The sequence below is a fragment of the Thermoflexibacter ruber genome, from assembly GCF_900113045.1.
GTDB lineage: Bacteria > Bacteroidota > Bacteroidia > Cytophagales > Thermoflexibacteraceae > Thermoflexibacter > Thermoflexibacter ruber.
This window is the reverse complement of sequence record NZ_FONY01000009.1, coordinates 74,338-89,551: the sequence shown is the minus strand read 5'-3', so window position 1 is coordinate 89,551 and position 15,214 is coordinate 74,338. Positions and strand designations below refer to the sequence as shown.

Genomic DNA, 15,214 nt, shown 5'->3' with positions numbered 1-15,214 from the left:
ATGCTATCACTCTTTATAACAGTAGGAACTCTTGCAAAATAGACTCACGATTATTCCACCAATTTCTGCTATACACCTGCTCAAAATCCCAGCCTTTTTTTTGAAATAATCTTGGCAGATAAACATGACTTTCTTTGATGGAAAGTGCTTCGTAGTACAAGTTGTCATCGGTTAAGATAAGTTTTAGCTTAGGCAAAGTTTTTATTGCCAAATCTGCAAAAGGAATTTGCTCAGAAATCTCCAAAGTTTGGCTTGACCTCACTGTTGTTGTTTGTGTACTCACAAATAACTTGATTTTTTCCTTTAAAAACCAATCTAAATTTTGCTTGGGTTTGGTCGGTAAAGTGGGTTTGTACTTGCCCTGTGATACCTCTAAGGCATATTCTAAATATTTTTTCAGCACTTTTGCCCCTTCGTTTGTAAGGTCTTCTACGTTGAGCTGGTGCGGAAAAATGCTACTTACTACTACTATTTTCTCCCTTGCTCTTGTAACTGCTACGTTCATGCGGTTTTCTCCACCTACTAAGTTCAGACTACCAAACTGCATTCGCAACTGACCTCTACTATTGGGAGCATAAGTCGTGGAGAAAATAATGATGTCCCTTTCATCACCTTGCACATTTTCAATGTTTTTGATAAAAAGAGAAGGAGGCAAAGCGATTTTTTCTTCTTCTAATAGGTCTTGAATTAGAAGTTGTTGCTTGTAGTTAAAAGTAATAACCCCAATGTCATTTTTGTCTTTTTCCAAGAATTGTTTAATGATTTTCACCACCTCTTGGGCTTCTATCAAATTGGTATTTTTCTCCCAAAGCCCCTCCACTTTGAGGTAAGTAATGGAGGGTTCACCTTTGATAAATTCATGGTAATCTGGTAATAATTTTAACTTGTTATTGTAAAAATACTGATTAGAAAAATCTATCAAATCCAAAGATTTGCTTCGGTAATGTCCTATAAGCGAGGTAATTGGGAAGTATTGCTTGCCTAAATCTAAGAGAGATTCAGTTTCCAAAGCCACATTATTATCGTCTGAGTCAGGGTCTTCTTCCCAACGGATTTGGTAGAGGTCATTAGGGGCTAACTGCTTATCATCTCCCACTATCACCACTTGCTTTCCCCGATACATGGCAGGGATTCCTTTCTCAGCAAAACACTGAGAAGCCTCATCAAATATAACTAAATCAAAGAGTTGGGCATCCATAGAGAAAATAGCAGAAACGGTTTCGGGTGAGCAAAGCCAGCAAGGAATCAGCTTAAAAATTTCCTCTTTGAAATGAGCAATGAGTTTCCTCAAAGCCCAAACATGGCGTTTCTTGCTGACTTGGTGTTTGAGTTCTCGATACGAAGTTAGGTTTCTCAAACGATTGTATTCCAATTCTTTACAAGCTGATTCATGAACCCTGACCAATAAGATTTGTTCGCTGATTTTTTCTTTTTCTGCAATAGCCTTTTGCAAGTTTTTTTCTATCTGTCCAAATTTTGGAGTACTGACAGATTTGAGGATAGGGTGCTGTTTTTCAATATGTTCTATCCATGCGATGCGCAGACTGTTGTCGAGAATTTTTGATAGCCCCCCCCCCAAGGAGAGGGCTTGTTGGTTTGATTCACTATTTTTAGTATTTTCATCAATAATTTTTTTCAATTTTCCAATTACCTTCAACTGTTGCTCCGTCATTGAGGCTTTTAGCTGGTCAAATTCGCAAAGCAATTCAAAATCTTCTTGTAAAACTGCCACCCATTCTTCTGCCAAATATGGTTTTTCCCATAAAGTAGTAATTTGTTTTTTTGTCAAATATTTTTGCCAATATTTGTATTTTTCAAAGAGGACTAAACAACTTTCTGCAAATTTTTTGATTTCTGTATTAAGCGTTTGCGCGTCGGAAAGCAGTAGATTTTTGATGAAAGATGACATATCAAAAATATTAACATTTTCTGATGGAGTATTTTGATGATTTGGATTTACTTTTAGCGTATCCAAAATCTTTTTTGCTTGTTCATAAAGTTTAATTCCTTTTTTATAATTAGAAAACCACAGTTTAAAATCCTCTTTTTCAAGGCTTTGAGGAATATCTAATACCCAATCGTTGAGCAATACCCTGCTTTCTAATTCTTCCAAAGAGCCGTCTATTGTGCTTTCCCCAGCAATCAGCTCGTTTCTAAGTTCCTCAAAATGAATACGATTATTGATTTTTTGCAGTAATGTGTCTGTTCCCTTGCCTTTGAGTTTTAGTTTGTTCTTTTTTGCTAAGGTTTTTAACAGTTTGTATTCCTTAGAAAAAACATATTTCAATTTTTTGAAAAAAGACGATTGTAGTTGCTGGTATTTTTCTAATTCTTTTTTGTAAAAGCTTAACTCTGAATTAGCTAAATGTATTTCTAAGGTGTTTTTTTTTAGCATTTGACTCATTTTCTTTTCCATTTCATTGAGCCAAGTCAAATTGTTTTTGTCATATTTTAAACAGACTTGGAAAAGCTTGAAAATATTGGGATTTTTTAATTGCTCTATCACTTTGGAAAGGTTTTTCCATTGCTTGCAAAAAATTTCAGCATGATTGGGGGGGGATAATGAAGATACAGATAACGATAGAGGAGTTTGCGCCACTCCTTTCCCCTCCCCAGAGGAGAGAGGGGGAATGCTAATTTCAATTTCTTTGATTACCTGCTTTATTTTCATTAAGTCTTTTCCCTCGAGGTTGGCAAAGGAAAGTCTATTTAGCCACTGATAATCAGGCTTTTCTAATTTTTCTGTATATTTTTCATAGAGGTCTAATTTTTGAATAAAATCATAGTAAGTGTCATCAAATCTAAACCCCTTACCCAAGTCCTCGACTTTAGTCAGGGAAATATGTGGCGCATTTTTATCAGAAGTCAAATACAATTCTTTAACTGAAAGCCCACATTCAGAAGTATCAAAAAGAGCGGTTTTAAACCCCTCTAACTGCCTGATATGCTGTTCTATTTGGCGATTAAGTTGGATAAATTTCTCCTCGTAGTGCAGTGCTTCTAAGCTGATTTTTTGCTCTGCTTTTTCATGTACTTTTTCTATTTGCTGGTTAAGTTGGGTATAAATATTTTTTCTATCGTATTGAAAATCATGTACTAAGGCTGCAAAGTTTTGTACTTGCTTTTCACTAAGTCTTTGATAAACCACGTCTAAGGCAGCTTTTTTTTGGCACACGACCAGAACCGTTTTCCCATTGGCGATGCTGTCAGCGATTAAGTTACAGATTAACTGCGACTTGCCTGTACCGGGAGGACCTTGAACAACAATAGACTGCCCATTTTTAATCGCTTGCAAGGCTTTTTCTTGGGAAGCGTCTAAGGGGTAAGGGTAAACTTGTCCCTGCCCCCCCCCTGCCCCTTCCCTATAGAGGAGGGGATTAAGGGGTGGGGCAGAAAATGGTAAAATCCGAGTTAGAAACTTAGAATCCTCTGGAGTATTTAGCAAAAAATCATAGTCAGGAGCGAGGTAAGAGTCCGCTTGGGGGAAAATGCCCAAGACAGCTTGGGGTTGGAGTTTTAGCTTGCCTGTTTGGTGGAAAAGGTCAAACTCGCTTTTGCTTTGCTTGGTGAAATAGTGCAGAGAATCTGTAAAATTTTCGGTATTAAAATGAACTTCTAAGTTGTTTGTTTCTAAGTATTTGTAAAGTTCTGTTCGGAAGAGTCGGCTGTCTTTGCGGATTTTTGTCCACTGCTCGTCTTCAAAATCTTGGTCTAAAAAGTCTTCGCTGAATTGAATTTTATTGAAAAAGTTATAAGCTAATAGGAAGGTTTTGTTAAAACTCATGCTTTCATTTTCTCGCAGTTTCAGATACCAATGGTTATTTTCCAAAGTGATTTCAACAGGGAAAAAAAGCAAGGGGCAACGGATTAAGGTGTCGTTTAGTAACTTCCCCTCCACAATTGGGTAGCCAACAAAGAGGTTTTTTGCCCCATTTTCCTCTTGAATAAAGCGGTCAGTGCGCTGTATGTTTTTTAAAATAGGGCTGACTTGGTTAGCAAACTTATCCCTACTGTCGACTTGTGGGCAGAGCAGGGTTTTACTCATGCCTTTGATGAGGTTTTCAATAATGGTAAAAGAAGGCTTATTATTCAGAAAATCAAGCTGATGCAAGTCTAAAAAATTTCTTTGGGAAAGGGAAAGTAACAACAAGGATTTGTTGCGGTGGGTGAGGTTGGTTAAGCGTTTTTGGTATGTTTTGAGTATGTCTGCCACGAATTACACGAATTTGCACGAATGAATAGTTTTTAGCCACGAATTACACGAATTGGCTTGCATAGTATTATTTTTCTTTTCAACAAAGTTAAAAAAATAGTGTTAAAACTAAAAATGGAGAAATGAATATCTCCCTACTGAAAAAATTTTCAATAGGGAGAGAGTATGAATTTTAGTCAATATATCTACTTGTAATAGGTTGATAGGAGTCTATGCGTCTGTCGCGCAAGAAGGGCCAATGCGTTCTGTAAAAATCAGCTTGTTCTAAATCAACCTCTTGCACGTGGATTTCCTCTTTGTCATGTGAGGCTTGATAAATGACTTTGCCAAAGGAATTAGCTACAAATGAGCCTCCCCAGAATAGCATTTGTCCTTCTGTCCCTACCCTATTGACAGAAATCACGGGAACACCATTAGCTACGGCATGACTGCGTTGGATGGTCTGCCAAGCATTGTATTGGTCTTGGTTTACCTCTGCTGTTTGATGAATAGACCAGCCAATGGCTGTTGGATAGAATAGCATTTCTGCTCCCATAAGGGTAGTAATTCTTGCCGCTTCGGGATACCACTGGTCCCAGCAAATCAGGATTCCTAACCTGCCAAATTTGGTGTCAAAGACTTTATAGCCCATGTCGCCTGGAGTAAAATAAAATTTTTCATAATACCCTGGGTCATCAGGTATGTGCATTTTGCGGTATTTCCCAAGATAAGTACCGTCGGCATCTAAAACGGCAGTGGTATTGTGATAAATGCCTTGCGCTCTTTTTTCAAAGAGAGAGGCAATAATAACTACTCCTAATTCGTTGGCGAGTGCACTAAATCTTTCTGTAGTTTCACCTGGGATACTTTCTGCAAGTTTAAAATTTTCGTAGTCCTCTACATCGCAGAAGTACAAAGAGGCAAATAATTCTTGGAGGCAGACAATTTGCGCACCTTTGGTGGCGGCTTCTTTGACTTTTTGGATTGCTTTATCTATGTTTGTTGCCTTGTCTTTGACACAAGACATTTGGACTAAACCAACATTTACTTTTTTCATTTTAAATAAGTTAGGTCAATTTACAAATAATACATCCTAAGTGTTTTAAAAACGCCGCAAAGTTAGGCATATAAAAAAGAAAATTGGATTTTAAGATATTAAATATTGAGGAATAAACATTATCTTTGTAAGATTTATTAGCAACTAACTAACAAATGCCTGTATCATGGTTTCCCAACTTAATTTGTCTGAATTTAATATGGACGTAGCAACATTGACAACCGCAAAACTTCCCTCTGCTGCTAACATTATCAATGCTCATAAGGATTTGAAAAATGTAGTAGTGCGTACTCTTCTCCAATTTAATCACAATCTTTCAGAAAAATATCAAGCAGAAATTTGGCTGAAGCGCGAAGACTTGCAAGTAGTAAGGTCGTACAAACTACGCGGGGCTTATAATAAAATTACTGGCTTGAAAAAAGAGGAGTTAGAAAGAGGGGTGGTATGTGCGAGTGCGGGAAATCATGCGCAAGGTTTGGCTTTTTGTTGTAATTTATTGAAAATCAAAGGTACGATTTTTATGCCTAATCCTACACCACAGCAAAAAATCAAGCAAGTAAAGATGTTTGGGAAAAGTTTTGTCAATGTGGTACTGACAGGGGATACCTTTGATGATGCGTATAATGAGGCAATTAAGTTTTGCGAAGCGAATAATAGTGTTTTTGTCCATCCCTTTGATGATGAAAAAGTCATAGAAGGACAAGGTACCGTGGGGGTGGAAATCTTAGAAGATGCCAGAGAGCAAATAGATTACATGTTTATTCCCGTGGGTGGTGGTGGGTTGAGTGCAGGCGTGGGAGCTTATTTTAAGCAACTTAGTCCAGAAACCAAGATTATTGGAGTAGAGCCAGAAGGGGCACCTGCTATGTTGAGAGCCTTAGAATTGGGAGAGGTAATAACCTTAGACAAAATCAATAAGTTTGTGGACGGTGCGGCAGTAAAGAGAGTAGGAAATCGCACTTTTGAGATTTGTAGGCAAATTCTTTCAGGGATTACACTCGTCCCTGAAGGTAAGGTTTGTACTACAATTTTACAACTATACAATGAAGATGCTATCGTAGTAGAACCAGCAGGTGCGCTTTCCATTGCGGCATTGGATTTTCACAAAGAAGAAATCAAGGGGAAAACCGTAGTTTGTATAGTAAGTGGCAGTAACAACGACATTACCAGAATGGAAGAAATCAAAGAGAGGTCTATGCTTTATGAAGGATTAAAGCATTATTTTATTATTAATTTCCCACAACGCTCAGGGGCTTTGAGAGAGTTTTTGAACGATGTATTGGGTCCTAATGATGACATTACTCATTTTGAATATACTAAGAAAAATAATAGAGAAAGAGGTCCCGCTCTGATAGGCATAGAAGTAAATACTAAGGAAGACTATGAAGGATTGCTTGCTCGCATGAACGAGCGTAAGATTGTCTTCCAACATATTAATGAGCGTCCTGACTTGTTTAGCTTGTTGATATAGAGGAGAAAGCAGGGTATGTAAAATAAGATGTTTCCCCATATACTATTTTGAATACCCTGCTTCTAAGATTTTGATGCTTTGTGAGTTTCTTACTCTGAATAGTTTTGGTTTCCTGAACTACTCACCCCTCTGATTTTGATATTACCTTCTCCATTTTTTACATATAATCTTTTATCGCCTCTGACTCCGCCTGCTCTCAAGTTTCCTGAACTCGCTTCTAAGTCAAAAGTCAAATCTTGGATTTTATTTTTTAAGCGAATATCGATAGCCCCAGAGGTAGATTTGAAGTTGGCATTACCTGTAAGGAAAACTTCTCTGCCCTCAATATCACCAGAGGTACTCCTAAGGTTCAAGATGCCTTTAGTATCTTCTAAGTTAATTTCCCCAGAAGTGCTTGTAGCCTCTATATCGCCTTCTGCCTTTTTTATTCTAATGTCGCCAGAGGTAGCATCAGCTTCTACATTGCCCACTATTTCATGAAGTTGCTGATTCCCAGAGGTTGTTTTTGCTCTTACTTGTCCTGTAACAATTTCTGCTCTCAAATCCCCAGAGGTGGCTGTAATTCTCAGGTTAGTTTGAATATTTTTTACTTTTACGTTTCCTGAGGTTGCCCCTACTTCACAAATACTTCCTGATAAGTCTTGAGCAAATACGTCCCCAGAACTATTGGAAACTGCTAACTCAATCTTGGACGGAACTTTGAAGTCTAACTTTCCGTTCAGATTGTTCCAACCCATGTTCCATCTGCTTTCAGGTCTGTCTATCCAAACTTCTAAGACCCCGCCAGATAGCCTGTGCATAATCCTAAAATCTCTGTTGTTCTCGGTTCCTGTAATTTTACCTGTAAACGCTACTGTGTTACCGCTATTGCCACCGAAGACAGTTACATCACAGAAACTTCCCCTTACGATAAGTTTACTCACACCTTCGTAAGAGGTATCGACTTGGTCTATGGTATTTTGGGCAGAAGCTATATTTACAGCCAATATGCAGGACAATGCGATAAGCAGGTATTTTTTTGCTGTTTTCATATTCCAAATAATTAAAATGGGTGTATTTTAAAGTTTAAGTTTTCTTAGGACAGAGATGCAAACAAAAGTCAAGAGGTTGCATAGAGAAAGAAAAATTTTGTTGAAAACTCATATTGCAATCAGCAAATCATTAATTTTGCGGAAATTTTGTTTTTTCCACCTAACATTTTGGAACATTCTACGTTATTTTTTTTTAATAATTTTTCTAATTACAAAGTAATCATTAACAACGCAATAGCAAATGGCAACAACAACAACAGGTATTTCATCATATATAGAGCCTGCGCCGATTAAGGACAAAGAGAATCCCTTTGAATCGATGATGTCGCGCTTCCACGATGCAGCTCAGTTGATAGGGTTAGATGAAGAAACTTACGAAGTATTAAAAACCCCTACTAAGCAAGTCATTGTTTCTCTTCCTGTTACTATGGACAATGGAAAGAAAAAAGTATTTGAGGGGTATAGAGTTATCCACTCCAATATTTTAGGACCTGCTAAAGGGGGTATTCGCTACGACTTAGGCGTAACCTTAGACGAGGTAAAGGCATTGGCAGCTTGGATGACTTGGAAATGTGCAGTAGTAGATATTCCTTATGGTGGTGGTAAAGGGGGCATTATCTGCGACCCACGCAGTATGTCGGTAGGTGAATTAGAGCGATTGACAAGAGCTTATACTTCTGCTTTGGTAGATGTATTCGGACCTGACCAAGACATTCCTGCGCCAGACATGGGGACAGGTCCCAGAGAAATGGCTTGGTTGATGGACGAGTACTCTCGCTCACAAGGCAGAACCGTTCACGCCGTAGTTACCGGCAAACCTTTGGTCATGGGAGGCTCTTTGGGGCGTACAGAGGCAACAGGGCGAGGAGTTATGGTAAGCACCTTAGCCGCAATGGCAAAACTTCGCCTGAATCCCGGACGCGCCACTTGTGCAGTGCAAGGCTTTGGCAACGTAGGTTCTCATGCAGCTGCGCTAATAGAAGATAGGGGTATCAAGATTTGTGGTATCAGCGACCACACAGGAGCTTATTGGAACGACAAAGGCATAGACATTACCAAAGCGATTGGCTATAGAAATGGTAATGGAGGCGTATTGGAAGGCTTTAAAGAAGCAGACCGAATTACCAACGAAGAGTTATTAGAAAGTCCTGTAGATATACTTATTCCCGCAGCAAAAGAGGACGTAATCACCCAAGCCAACGCCCATAAAATCCAAGCCAAGTTGATAGTAGAAGGGGCAAACGGTCCTACAAGTGCCAAAGCGGATAGCATCATCTACGAAAAAGGAATCAGCGTAGTTCCTGATATTTTGGCTAATGCAGGCGGGGTTACAGTATCTTATTTTGAATGGGTACAAAATCGCTTAGGTTACAAATGGACAGTAGATAGAGTAAACCGTCGTTTAGACCGCATTATGCAAGATTCTTTTGAACGCGTTTACAAAGCGGCAAAGGACTACAATGTGTCCATGCGCTTGGCTGCTTACATTGTTTCTATTTCCAAAGTAGCTGAAACTTTGAAGTATAGAGGCGGGTATTAATTGTTCTTTTGCTATGATTTGATTTGAAATAGTAAAGATAGGCTGTCCAAAAGGGATAGCCTTTTCCTTTAAAAAATTTTTGTAGTTAGTCCAACGATTTTTTGCTATGAGAGATGCCGTTTGTTATACAAGAAAAACCTTACAAGTAAAAGGAGATTTACTTGACCTCTCTACCCCCTTGGTCATGGGCATACTTAATAATACACCAGATTCTTTTTATGACGGCGGAAAGTACAATAATTTGAAGTCAATAAGTGAGAGGGCGGAAAAAATGCTCATAGAAGGGGCTACTTTTTTGGACATTGGGGGGTACTCTACTCGCCCCAATGCAGAGGACATATCTGTAAAGGAAGAACTTAGCAGGGTTCTTCCTGTCATTAAAGAAATAAACAGACTTTTTCCTCAAAGCTATATTTCCATAGATACCTTTCGGGCAGAAGTAGCTAAAGCCGCAGTACAAGAAGGTGCTTGTATAATCAATGATATTTCTGGGGGGCAGTTAGACGAGAAAATGTTTGCCACCGTAAGCCAACTTCAAGTTCCTTATATTTTGATGCACAGCAGGGGTACTCCACAAACGATGAGTCAGATGACTTCTTATAATCATATTTTAGAAGACTTGATTTTTTATTTCCAAGATAGATTGCATACCCTTAAACAGTTATCCTGCAAGGACATCATAGTGGATTTAGGTTTTGGTTTTGCTAAAACTATAGAGCAAAACCACTTTTTGCTTCATCATTTGCCTTACTTTAAAGTTTTGAATTGCCCTATTTTAGTAGGTGTTTCTCGTAAATCCATGATATTTAAAAAATTAGGCATTGGCTCTCAAGAGGCTCTTAATGGCACTACCGCTCTTCATGCCTTAGCTGTTAAAAATGGAGCATCTATTTTGCGCGTGCATGATGTCAAAGAAGCTATAGAAGTAATAAAGTTATTAAATCTGTCAAATAGTTAGGCAAATCATTTGCTAATATGTGTAAAATTTGAATCTTAAACAATCTTTATTCGTTTTATTTTGTTATATTGCAAGTCAAGACATTAGCAACTTGGTTTAAACTTTCAGTAAGCACGGTACAAAATATAAAAATACTTGGACTATGAAAATAATATCAGTAAGATATGTATTTATTTTTGTTGGGCTTTTATTGCTCACTTCTTACTCGCCTACCTCCACAAGAGAAATAAGCAAAGAGCAGTTATTGATGCGTTTGGTAAGACAAAATTTGGAAAGCAGACACTATTTAGAAAATAATATAGATGATGCCTTTTCAAAAAAAGTTTTTAAAGAGTATTTAGAAGGTTTTGATTATAGAAAGCAATTTTTAACTGCCGAAGATGTAGCTGAGCTAAGTACTTTTGAGATTAAGATTGATGATGAAATCAAAGCAGAAACTTTCCAGTTATTTGATTTGTCTATGCAGATTCGCACTAAGCGATGGGCAGAGGCAAAACAATACTACCAAGAAATTTTGGCTTCACCTTTTGACTTTTCCACAGATGAAACCTACGAGACGGACATAAAGAAAATAGGTTTCGCTAAAAATGAAGCAGAACTAAAAGAGCGTTGGAGAAAGTATTTGAAATTTGAAGTGCTAAAAAGAGTATATAATACCTTGGAAGCAGAGGATAAAAAAGATAAAAAGGAGAATGCAAAAACCTTCGCACAAATAGAAGAAGAAGCTCGCAAGGCAGTCCTAAAAATCATGAATGACTGGTTCTTGCGCATGGAAAAGGAAGACATTGCCGCTAAAAGAGCCACTTACATTAATGCCATTACAGCTTGCTATGACCCTCATACCACCTATTATGCTCCTCGCGCCAAAGAAAACTTCGACATGGACTTTTCAGGAAAGTATGAAGGCATAGGGGCAAGATTGATGACCAAAGAAGACGGCACAGTGAAAATAAGCGAAGTCATGCCCGGCGGTCCTGCTTGGAGGCAAGGCATATTGAAAGCAGAAGATGTCATTCTCAAAGTTGCTCAGGGAGATGGTGAGCCTGTAGAAGTAACCAATATGCTCTTAGACGAGGTAGTAAAACTAATTAAGGGAAAAAAAGGCACAGAAGTACGACTTACTATCAAAAAGTTAGATGGTTCGCTTTCCGTAGTGCCTATCATAAGAGATGTGGTACTGATTGAGGAAACCTATGCCAAATCAGTAATTTTGGAAAATGGAGATAAGAAAAAAATAGGCTATATTAACTTACCCGGTTTTTATGCAGACTTTAGCAATAGCGGTGGGAGAAACTGCGGTGAGGATATTAAAAATGAGATAGCTAAACTTAAAAAAGAGAAAGTAGATGGAATTATTCTTGACCTAAGAAGCAACGGCGGTGGTTCTCTCACAGAAGTAATACAAATGACAGGTTTGTTCATAGAAAAAGGTCCAATAGTACAGGTCAAAGGCAGAAGAGGTAAACCTAATGTAGGTGAAGATGAAGATCCTCAAATTCACTATGACGGTCCCTTGGCAGTTATGGTAAACTCTATGAGTGCCTCCGCTTCTGAAATCTTAGCAGGGGCTATTCAAGATTACAAGAGAGGCATCATCATAGGGAGCAAATCTACTTATGGAAAAGGGACAGTACAAAACATGCTTGACTTAGACCGTTATTTGCCTGTTTCTTTGGATAATATCAAACCACTTGGGGCTTTGGCACTTACCGTGCAAAAGTTTTATCGTATCAACGGAACTACTAACCAACTGACAGGGGTGATTCCAGATATTATACTTCCAGATATTTACAGTGCCTACGAAGAGGAAATAGGAGAAAAGAAAGAAGATTTCCCTCTGGAAGCAGACCAAATAGAACCATTGAAATACAATATTTGGACAAAAAACGAAAATAAAATTGCCAAAGCCAAAGCAAATAGCCAAAAGCGAGTAAGCAAAGACAATGTCTTCCAACTAATTTCTGAAAACGCCCAAAGAATTAAACAGCAAAACAAAACTTCACAAGTTTCATTGAACTTGGACAAGTTTAGAGAGATGCAGAAAAAATATGTTGAGGAAGCTAAAAAATACAAAGTAATCAACGAGTATGAATCAGGTATCACTATAACACCATTGAAAGCAGACTTTGAAAGGGATAACATTGATTCTACAACTAAGGCACGCATCGATAATTGGTATAAGTCCATTAAGAAGGACATTCATCTGAACGAAGCGATAAATGTAGTGAAAGACTTAATGTAATTCATGCACGCAAACCCGAAAAGATTTTAAAAGAATTGAATTTTTTGTAAGTGCAGATTATAAATAAGTTGCAAGCTGATACCTTAACAAACTAAATTTATTTAAGTATAACATTTCCATTTTTTTAGAAAAAAGTCTAACTTTCAAAAAAATTTAATCCTGTGAAGGTTAGACTTTTTCTTTTTGACTAACGCACCCAAGATGAAATCATTTGACTTCAAGGAGGCTATTATTTTTGAAAATGATAATTATTTGATTATCAATAAACCTCCTCATATTTCTACCCTTGACGAAAGAACCTTAGATGCCAAAGGAATAAGTATTATTCGCATGGTCAAAAAACACTACCCTGATGCTCAAATAGCTCACCGCTTAGACAAAGAAACATCAGGCGCATTGGCTGTAGCTAAAAATCCAGAGGCATATAGGCACCTGGCTATACAGTTTGAAAAACGCCAAGTAGAAAAGATTTATCATGCAGTAAGTACGGGGATACATGATTTTCAAGGGATTATGGTAGATTTGCCTATTTTACCTTTGCCTATTGGTATTGTAAAAATAGACAGAAGCAAAGGTAAAGAAGCCACTACCATTTTTAATACTAAAGAAGTATTTAAAAAACATACCTTAGTAGAGTGTATGCCTTTGACGGGACGTATGCACCAAATTCGTATCCATATTTCATGCTTAGGGGCATCTATCGTTTCTGATGTACAGTACGGCGGAAAAATGTTATTTTTATCTGAAATCAAAAGAGGGTTTAACTTAAAGAAAGATACAGAGGAACAGCCCTTAATTAGTAGGGTAGCTTTACATGCGTATAGTTTGGCTTTTAAAGACTTAAATGATGAGATTATCTCTGCCACAGCTCCTTATCCCAAAGACATGAATGCTTTATTAAAGCAATTGCGAAATAATCTATGAATGATTGTATGCTTTATTGCAAGGATATGACTAAATTTGATTTATAATGAGAGGTTAAAAAAATCAAATGGAAATCAACAATGTCAATAATGTAAAACGCTTTCATATTTCTGGGGCTATTTTTTTTCTATGTTTATCGGTTTTTGCTTTTTTTTGGCGAGATATTCATGAGCTTTTAGGTCGCCCTACTTTTATGATGCGTGTGGGCTTTTCTTCTACCATTTTGTTTGCTATGGGCTTAGCTTACATCATCAATCCTGCTTATTTTTACTGCGAAATTACCAATAGAAAACTCACTATCAAATATTTCAAATTTTTTAGGTATTGGAAAAATACAGAAGGCATCATAGAAATTTACAAAGATGAAATCAAGGACTATCAATTTTTTAGTCATAATTATGGGCTTACCAAAGAGTTAGCTATTACGGCTCGTCAGCAAGGGCAGATAGTTACTTATTCATTTATCAGCATTTCTTTGTTGAGTAAAAAAGATAGATTAGCTTTAGCCAAAGGATTAGAAGATTTTATTAGGGAAAATAGGTAAGTAATTCATAAACAAGATAATACATTGAAATTTGAACTTCAAGCTACTGATATACAATCCAAAGCTCGTGCGGGCATCATCACTACTGACCACGGCACTATCCAAACGCCTATTTTTATGCCTGTAGGAACTGTTGGTACAGTCAAGGCTGTTCACCAACGCGAATTAGAGCAAGACATCAAGGCACAGATTATCTTAGGCAATACTTATCACCTGTACTTGCGACCTAAATTAGACATTATAGAAAAGGCAGGAGGTTTGCACAAGTTTAATGGGTGGAGTAGGTCAATCCTTACCGATAGTGGTGGTTATCAGGTCTATTCGCTTGCCGCTAATCGAAAAATCAAAGAAGAGGGAGTCATTTTCCAATCGCATATTGATGGCTCAAAGCATCTTTTTACCCCTGAAAATGTCATGGACATCCAGCGAACTATCGGGGCTGACATCATTATGGCTTTTGATGAGTGTCCTCCTTATCCTTGTGAGTATCAATATGCTAAAAACTCTATGGAATTGACGCATCGCTGGCTAAGGCGATGCTGTGAGCGTTTTGATAGCACAGAAGGAAAGTACGGGTATAGTCAAACACTTTTCCCCATTATACAAGGGAGTACATTTAAAGACCTACGTGTGCAGTCCGCAGAAACGATTGCCTCCTTTGAACGCGAAGGGAATGCTATTGGCGGACTGTCCGTAGGTGAGCCTGTAGAGGAAATGTATGCCATGACCGAACTGGTATGCGACATCTTGCCCAAAGATAAGCCTCGCTACCTCATGGGCGTAGGAACTCCTGCTAATATTTTGGAAGCCATAACTTTAGGAGTAGATATGTTTGACTGCGTGATGCCTACGCGCAACGCTCGCAATGGTATGATTTTTACCTCACAAGGAATTCTGAACATGAAAAATGAAAAGTGGAAAGATGACCTTTCACCGCTTGACCCCACGATTGGCGGATACGTAAGTACTTTTTATTCAAAGGCTTATCTTAGGCATTTAATCGTTAGTGGAGAACTTTTGGGAGGTCAAATCGCAAGTATTCAAAATCTGACTTTTTACTTGTGGTTGGTTAGACAAGCAAGAGAGCATATTTTGGCGGGTGATTATCGTACATGGAAGGACTATATGGTAAAGCAAGTCATGCAAAGACTTTAAAGAATATGCTTTTTATAGCTTCTCCATTTCAAAAAAATTAAGCTAAGCATAATATTTTACTCACAAGTTGTTATCTTTATTCAAAATCATTTTTCTTAGC

General features: G+C 37.8%; 10 protein-coding genes. 7 read left to right on the top strand and 3 right to left on the bottom strand.

From position 1 onward, the window contains the following. Positions 1–13: 13 nt before the first annotated feature. Positions 14–4,213: an AAA domain-containing protein gene (locus tag BM141_RS06755; protein WP_091542225.1), complete on the bottom strand. Its 4,200-nt coding sequence runs from the start codon at positions 4,211–4,213 to the stop codon at positions 14–16. 172 nt (positions 4,214–4,385) lie between these two features. Continuing rightward, positions 4,386–5,249 (bottom strand): carbon-nitrogen hydrolase, encoded by an 864-nt coding sequence (locus BM141_RS06750; RefSeq protein ID WP_091542222.1) that lies wholly within the window; start codon positions 5,247–5,249, stop codon positions 4,386–4,388. Positions 5,250–5,448: 199 nt separating this feature from the next. On the opposite strand from BM141_RS06750, the gene ilvA reads away from it, so the two are divergent. Further along, entirely contained in the window at positions 5,449–6,720 is a 1,272-nt protein-coding gene (gene ilvA, locus BM141_RS06745; protein WP_091542220.1) for a threonine ammonia-lyase, read from the top strand. Between the two features lie 89 nt (positions 6,721–6,809). Here the strand turns inward: ilvA and BM141_RS06740 are convergent, their stop codons facing one another. Then, entirely contained in the window at positions 6,810–7,751 is a 942-nt protein-coding gene (locus tag BM141_RS06740; RefSeq protein ID WP_091542217.1) for a DUF4097 family beta strand repeat-containing protein, read from the bottom strand. Positions 7,752–7,992: 241 nt separating this feature from the next. On the opposite strand from BM141_RS06740, the gene BM141_RS06735 reads away from it, so the two are divergent. The 6 genes from BM141_RS06735 to tgt all read left to right on the top strand — a co-directional run bounded on the left by BM141_RS06735 (position 7,993) and on the right by tgt (position 15,114). Next, positions 7,993–9,291, top strand: a complete 1,299-nt coding sequence (locus tag BM141_RS06735; protein ID WP_091542215.1) for a Glu/Leu/Phe/Val family dehydrogenase — start codon at positions 7,993–7,995, stop codon at positions 9,289–9,291. A gap of 106 nt (positions 9,292–9,397) precedes the next feature. Then, on the top strand, positions 9,398–10,249 hold the full coding sequence (folP, locus tag BM141_RS06730) for a dihydropteroate synthase (protein WP_091542213.1): 852 nt from the start codon (positions 9,398–9,400) through the stop codon (positions 10,247–10,249). 142 nt (positions 10,250–10,391) lie between these two features. Continuing rightward, a complete protein-coding gene (locus BM141_RS06725) occupies positions 10,392–12,491 on the top strand; it encodes a carboxy terminal-processing peptidase (RefSeq protein ID WP_091542210.1) in 2,100 nt (699 codons plus the stop codon). Positions 12,492–12,692: 201 nt separating this feature from the next. Then, positions 12,693–13,415: an RluA family pseudouridine synthase gene (locus BM141_RS06720; protein ID WP_091542206.1), complete on the top strand. Its 723-nt coding sequence runs from the start codon at positions 12,693–12,695 to the stop codon at positions 13,413–13,415. Positions 13,416–13,482: 67 nt separating this feature from the next. Further along, positions 13,483–13,959 carry a hypothetical protein gene (locus BM141_RS06715; RefSeq protein WP_091542200.1) on the top strand — a complete coding sequence of 159 codons (477 nt, stop codon included), beginning with the start codon at positions 13,483–13,485 and terminating at the stop codon, positions 13,957–13,959. A gap of 24 nt (positions 13,960–13,983) precedes the next feature. Further along, the gene (tgt, locus tag BM141_RS06710; protein ID WP_091542196.1) at positions 13,984–15,114 is read left to right on the top strand and encodes a tRNA guanosine(34) transglycosylase Tgt; all 1,131 of its coding nucleotides are present in this window, start codon (positions 13,984–13,986) and stop codon (positions 15,112–15,114) included. Positions 15,115–15,214 lie beyond the last annotated feature (100 nt).

Bases quoted from the DNA above. Each gene is read 5' to 3' on its own strand.
- BM141_RS06740 (WP_091542217.1), bottom strand. From the start codon at position 7,751: ATGAAAACAGCAAAAAAATACCTGCTTATCGCATTGTCCTGCATATTG.
- BM141_RS06715 (WP_091542200.1), top strand. From the start codon at position 13,483: ATGGAAATCAACAATGTCAATAATGTAAAACGCTTTCATATTTCTGGG.
- BM141_RS06735 (WP_091542215.1), top strand. From the start codon at position 7,993: ATGGCAACAACAACAACAGGTATTTCATCATATATAGAGCCTGCGCCG.
- BM141_RS06725 (WP_091542210.1), top strand. From the start codon at position 10,392: ATGAAAATAATATCAGTAAGATATGTATTTATTTTTGTTGGGCTTTTA.
- BM141_RS06750 (WP_091542222.1), bottom strand. From the start codon at position 5,249: ATGAAAAAAGTAAATGTTGGTTTAGTCCAAATGTCTTGTGTCAAAGAC.
- ilvA (WP_091542220.1), top strand. From the start codon at position 5,449: ATGGACGTAGCAACATTGACAACCGCAAAACTTCCCTCTGCTGCTAAC.
- BM141_RS06720 (WP_091542206.1), top strand. From the start codon at position 12,693: ATGAAATCATTTGACTTCAAGGAGGCTATTATTTTTGAAAATGATAAT.
- folP (WP_091542213.1), top strand. From the start codon at position 9,398: ATGAGAGATGCCGTTTGTTATACAAGAAAAACCTTACAAGTAAAAGGA.